This window comes from Acinetobacter sp. GFQ9D191M, from assembly GCF_011174875.1.
Lineage (GTDB): Bacteria > Pseudomonadota > Gammaproteobacteria > Pseudomonadales > Moraxellaceae > Acinetobacter.
In genome coordinates this window covers 1-5799 of record NZ_JAALGV010000016.1, presented here as the reverse complement: position 1 = coordinate 5799, position 5799 = coordinate 1, and the positions used below count along the sequence as shown (strand labels likewise).

Annotated in this window: 6 protein-coding genes; 3 read left to right on the top strand and 3 right to left on the bottom strand. The window is 36.8% G+C overall.

Going from position 1 to position 5799, the window contains the following annotated elements:
- On the bottom strand, positions 1–141 hold a 141-nt coding region (locus tag G5T77_RS02480), incomplete at its 3' end, for a Sec-independent protein translocase subunit TatA (protein ID WP_166236183.1).
- A 276-nt stretch (positions 142–417) separates the two neighbouring features.
- Between G5T77_RS02480 and G5T77_RS02475 the strand changes: the two genes are divergently transcribed.
- Positions 418–876 carry a hypothetical protein gene (locus G5T77_RS02475; protein WP_166236181.1) on the top strand — a complete coding sequence of 153 codons (459 nt, stop codon included), beginning with the start codon at positions 418–420 and terminating at the stop codon, positions 874–876.
- Positions 877–975: 99 nt separating this feature from the next.
- Here the strand turns inward: G5T77_RS02475 and G5T77_RS02470 are convergent.
- Positions 976–2114, bottom strand: a protein-coding gene (locus tag G5T77_RS02470; RefSeq protein ID WP_166139637.1) for an IS3 family transposase whose coding sequence is annotated in 2 segments (ribosomal slippage) — positions 976–1856 and positions 1856–2114 — 1140 coding nt in all. Because the reading frame shifts where the segments join, the coding sequence is not laid out codon by codon here.
- A gap of 180 nt (positions 2115–2294) precedes the next feature.
- Between G5T77_RS02470 and G5T77_RS02465 the strand changes: the two genes are divergently transcribed.
- The gene (locus tag G5T77_RS02465; RefSeq protein WP_166139636.1) at positions 2295–3248 is read left to right on the top strand and encodes an aldo/keto reductase; all 954 of its coding nucleotides are present in this window, start codon (positions 2295–2297) and stop codon (positions 3246–3248) included.
- 430 nt (positions 3249–3678) lie between these two features.
- Here the strand turns inward: G5T77_RS02465 and G5T77_RS02460 are convergent, their stop codons facing one another.
- Positions 3679–4266, bottom strand: a complete 588-nt coding sequence (locus tag G5T77_RS02460; RefSeq protein ID WP_166139635.1) for a TetR/AcrR family transcriptional regulator — start codon at positions 4264–4266, stop codon at positions 3679–3681.
- A gap of 120 nt (positions 4267–4386) precedes the next feature.
- Here G5T77_RS02460 and G5T77_RS02455 point away from each other — a divergent pair, with 120 nt between their 5' ends.
- Entirely contained in the window at positions 4387–5727 is a 1341-nt protein-coding gene (locus G5T77_RS02455; RefSeq protein WP_205683252.1) for an NAD(P)-binding domain-containing protein, read from the top strand.
- Positions 5728–5799 lie beyond the last annotated feature (72 nt).

The window sequence follows — 5799 nt, the reverse complement described above, 5'->3', positions numbered from 1 at the left end:
TTCTTCTTCACGGACAGATTTCTTAAAGTCCTTGATTGCACCCCCTACATCTTTTCCTAGATTTTTTAGTTTAGAAGTACCAAACAGTAAGATCACTACAATTGCAAAAATTAGTACATGCCAGATGGATAACCCTGCCATATTTTGTCCTCATTTAATCTTCTTAAGTTTATTGGCTTATATCAACACTAACAAATGACAGTGCTATGACGATTTGATGTCAATATAATGACAAGGATTCAGAAAAAGGCAGGCTTTTTATTTCTATTATTTTAAAATTAGCAAAGAACTACTACGTTTTTCACATACCATTCATGTCAAAAATTCTCTACTTTAATAGTTCAATTACATCTTAATAGAAACTGATATGGCTCAAGAAATATATGATCTCATTTCCTTGATAAAAGAGTCTTAGTCATGGGGCTGTTTCTTTTAATTATTATTATCTTTATAACTGTTCTAGTAATGGTAAGACCGAATACTAGGTATAAGCCTAGTGGAAAGTTTAAAGAATTAACTAAAAACAAATTTAGACATGAAGTTTCAAGTGCAACCAATTTTCAGCGACCTTTAATTACGATCATTGGCCCGGAGATTGAAAATACTGTCAGTAAAGTCGTTAGTGCGCTTTTAATTATAGATCCTGATAAAGTGAATGCAATCATGGTGGTTGTAAATAATGTTCAAGTGGGTTATCTGAGTGAAGAGGATACTGAAAAGTTTTTAGAGTTATTAAAGGATCATCATTTATCAAAGTTTACCGGATTAGAAGTAAAAGCTCTAATCTATGGTGATTGGGGAAATGACCATGAAATTTCTAACTTTAAAGTTAGGTTGAATTTACCTAAAAATTTGGAAGATTCAGAAATTCAATAATTTGATCTAGTAATTAGGTAAAGAATCTTTTTTTATAATTGTTTAATAATATAATAATAAAAACTGGACTGCTCCCAGTATCCTAGACACGAGACGGCCTCATTTTGAAGCTGCCTCAAAGGCTTCCGGACTCATCCCATCGAGATGCGAATGACGCCTGATTCGATTGTAAAACATCTCGATGTAATCAAATACATCTGCACGAGCCATTTCTCGTGTTTTATAGATCCTCTTTTTAATTCTTTCCTTCTTCAAGCTGCTAAAAAAGGATTCAGCAACAGCATTGTCCCAACAGTTTCCACGACGACTCATACTCGGAACTAAATTATGCTTCTGACAGAATTTCTGCCAGTCTCCGCTACTGTATTGTGAGCCTTGGTCTGAGTGTATGATCACAGGTTCATTGGGTCTGCATCGCCATACCGCCATTAAAAGTGCATCCAAAACGATATCCTTGGCAAGCGTAGGTTTCATTGACCAACCGATGACTTTTCTCGAATATAAATCGAGAACCACAGCCAGATATAACCAGCCTTGCCAGGTGCGGATGTAGGTAATATCAGTCACCCAAGAGGTATCCGGTGTGTTTACAACAAATTCTCGATTTAAATGGTTAGGTGGCACAATCTGAGGACGACCACGACCATAGCTTTTATGCTTCTTATATCCTCGAACAGCGGCAATACCATTGTGCTTCATGATCTTCAGCACACGATTAGGTCCACAGCTTTCACCTAGCTCTTTAAGATCCAGCGTAATGCGACGATAACCGTAGATGCCATAACTGGCATCATAAGAAGAACGGATGAGCTGTAATAACCGCTTATCTTCAATAGTCCTGCCTGATTCGGGTTCATGCAACCAAGCATAGTAGCCAGCACGAGCAATCTTAAGAACCCGACACATCGTTTTAATCTTAAATTGATGGTTGTATTCCAGGATAAACTGATACTTTACTCGGGCAGGCTTGCAAAGTACCTTGCGGCCTTTTTTAGAATATCCCGTTCCTCTTCAGTTTGTTTGAGCTGACTTTTAAGGCGAAGGATTTCTTTCTTTGCTTCGAGTAGTTCATGTTCATCAGGGTTGTTGCGTAAAGGCTGTACGGCCTTTAGCCATTTATAAATGCTGTGCTGTGATACACCTAAACGTTCTGCCACATCGGTGACAGAATATCCACGTTCAGTAATCAATTTAACAGCTTCATCTTTAAATTCTGGGGTGTATCGTTGTCCACTCATAATGTTCTCTCCTATGCAAAAAGAATAGACGAAATTTGTCTAGGAGAGTGGTGGCAGTCCATATCTAACTAAAAGGTGTCTACAAAATCGGTGGCTATTCAATATAGGCTATACCTTATCGATATATTTTTAAAATTCAGCAAGTTGATATGTATTTTTATTACATGATGAGGATATAAAATGACAAAGCGTACTTTGGGAAATACAGGTTTAGAGATTGTACCAATCGTCTTTGGTGGTAACGTATTTGGCTGGACCATTGACCAGCAACAAAGCTTTAAGGTGTTAGATGCATTTTTCGATCATGGTTTCAATGCTATAGATACAGCGGATTTTTATTCTATCTGGGCTGAAGGCAACCAAGGTGGTGAATCAGAAACGATTATTGGTCAATGGTTAAAACAAAGACCCAGCAAACGTGATGATCTCGTTCTGTTTACCAAAGTCGGTTTGGATATGGGTATTCCAGGACATCAGGGGTTGTCTAAACGTTGGATCATGCAAGGGGTAGAGGATTCTCTCAAACGTCTAAATACCGATTATATCGATTTATATTTTGCTCATTGGCCAGATGATAATACGCCTTATGAAGAAACCTTGGCTGCTTTTGATCAGCTTAAACAGCAAGGGAAAATTCGTGCCTATGGCGCGTCAAATCTAGATGCGACACAACTTCAACAATCGATTGAAGCAGCCAAAAAAATCAATGTACCTCATTATCAGGTGCTACAGCCCGAATATAATCTATATGATCGTCAAGGATTTGAAGAACAACTCAAACCAATTTGCCTTGAACATGAAATTGGCGTAGTTAGTTATTACAGTCTTGCTAGTGGTTTTCTTTCAGGTAAATACCGCGATTTAGATCAAATCAAGGGCAGTAAACGTGCAGATAGTTTAAGTAAATACTTTACACCACGAGGTGAGCGAATTTTAAAAGCACTGGATTTAGTGGCAGAACGTCATAATGCAAAACTTGCTGATATTGCTTTGGCTTGGGTGTTAACACGAGAAGGTATTACAGCACCGATTGCAAGTGCAACGACAGTTGAGCAGATTGAGAGTTTTGGTAAAGCGCTAGGATTAAAACTAACAGCAGATGATCTTCAAATACTTGAAGTGGATTCACAGTAGATAGAGTAATCAATAATCTAAGTTGATGAATAACGATAAAGCTAAAAATGAAATGTCTGTCTAAGGTTCTAATTTCATTTTTAGCTTTAATTTTTGTAGGAAGTTTCAAAATTAACTTTTATGGAAAGCTTTTTATAAAGAGGAAATTAAAGCTTATAAATATCTTTAATAATAGAAGGGTTGATATTTGAAGTAGGTAATCATTACAAAACATCATTTGAACATTAATAAAATCATGAATTTGCCTATGCCTATATAGTTTTAATATTTAAATTATTCTAGTTCACTAACTTTTTGAATTCGATATTTTTTTGACTTAAAAATGAAAAATTTCTAGCTCTTTATATTTTTACTATGTGAAATAAAAGTCTGAGAAAATTTAGTATTTAAATATTCAATAAAGTCTTCAACTTTTTCGATTACGTCTAAGTTAAATATAGGTCTTTTTCTCCAAATAAGCTTCACAAATTAGTAGAGCCTCTTGTTGTAATTCTTCAGTAATATAACCATTGCGATAAAAACTATGCTTCATCAATGCAAAAATTAATTCAATCATAATGGTAATGTCATCTGGCTTTTTAAGTGTTAGCGGATTCTCTTTCTGGGTAAAAATTTTGACGAACTCTTTGGATGTCTCTTCGATCACGGCTTCTTGCAGGCTAAAACCTTCGATGTTTACCGGGCCACCCAGAATCAGCATGCTGGCTGGCTTATTCTGGTTATAAAAAGCAGAGGCGTTACTCAAGGCATCTTGAATGATATCCAGCACTGACCACGTCTTGTAGATCTGAGCATTATGGGTTAGGTAACTTTGAAGTTTTTGGAAATACCGATTTACGATTAAGCTAAATAGATGATCTATCGTAGGAAAATACTGATAAATGTGATTTCTTGGTACACCTGAAATTTGTGAAATTTCCTGGATATTGCATTCTGCTAAGGTCTTGGTTTCTAAAAGTTCTATAGTGGTTTGAATCACTTTTTCCAGACGTTCGATACTTCTTTTCTGAACAGGCATCTTTATTTCATTCATCAGCATCTTGCATCCCCTCATTGATTTATTAAAAAAACTCCCCTATATTTTTTAAAAACCGACATGTGACGGATTTTTGAATAAAATATTTTCATGGAGCTGAAAATGAATAAAACTGTCTGCATTATTGGCGCAGGCCCTTCAGGCATTGCCGCAGCAAAAAACTGTAAAGATTATAATATAGCGTTTGATCTATTTGAAAAAAATGACAAAGTTGGTGGTAACTGGGTATTTAATTCCAAAACAGGCCATTCCTCTGTTTATGAAAATACCCATATCATCAGCTCTAAAAAACTTTCAGAGTATGAAGACTACCCGATGCCGGATCATTATCCAGATTACCCACGGCATGATCAATTACAGCAGTATTTTGAAAACTATAGTAAAAACTTCAATGTGTATAACCAAATAAAGTTTAACCATACTGTTGACCATGTTGAACGCACGTCTGATGGTCAATGGCAAGTGGATTACACGGATGCAGAAGGGCAGAAACATCAAAAAATTTATCAGTATCTGATGGTATGTAATGGTCATCACTGGATGCCGAAATATCCAAAATACGAAGGAGAGTTCACTGGCAAATGGATGCATTCACATGATTTTAAAGGTGTGAATGAAGAGTGGCGTAATAAAAAAATTCTGGTGATTGGTGCAGGTAATTCAGGTTGTGATGTTGCTGTAGAAGCTGCTCGTGTAAGTAAAGATATTTATTTATCCATGCGCAGCCCACAGTGGTTTTTACCCAAATTTTTGCTGGGTCTCCCAAGCGATATGGTCGCAAAAGCGTTAGAAAATTTACGGCCTAAAGCACGTCAGACCATACTCACCAAATCCTTAAAAATTCTTACGGGTGATTATGCAAGTTTTGGACTACCTCCAACGACTAAACCTGTATTAAGCCAGCATCCAACGGTTAACTCGGATTTAATTGACTATGTACGCCATGGCAAGATTAAGCCAAAACCTGCAATCAAAAAAATTGATGGAAAGACAGTTGAATTTACGGACGGTACCAAGCAAGAGTTTGACATTATTTGTTGCTGTACAGGATTCTGGACCGTATTCCCATTCTTTGATCCTGACTTTATTAATTTCCAGCATGCTGAGAAGGTACCGCTTTATCGTAAGATGATGCATGCTGATTATGACAATTTATATTTCATAGGCTTGTTCCAACCTATTGGATGTATTTGGCCGTTATCAGATTTTCAAGCACGTATCGCATGTCAGGAAATATTAGGTAAGTATAAGCGTCCAAAAGATATGAAAGCAGCTATTCAGTATGAGCTGGATCATCCTCACTACAAATTCGAGGGTGGACAACGTCATGCTGTAGAAGTTGATTACAACACTTTCCGTGCTGAACTGGTATCGGATCTCGCCTCAGCAGGCGTGAAAATTCCTCCACGTGATTATAATATTTCAACATTAAAATGGCTCTAGACTAGCAGGTTTACACTTAATTTTACCTAATGAGGTTCCACAGCTCAGTTGCTAACTCATTAGGTTCCCTCA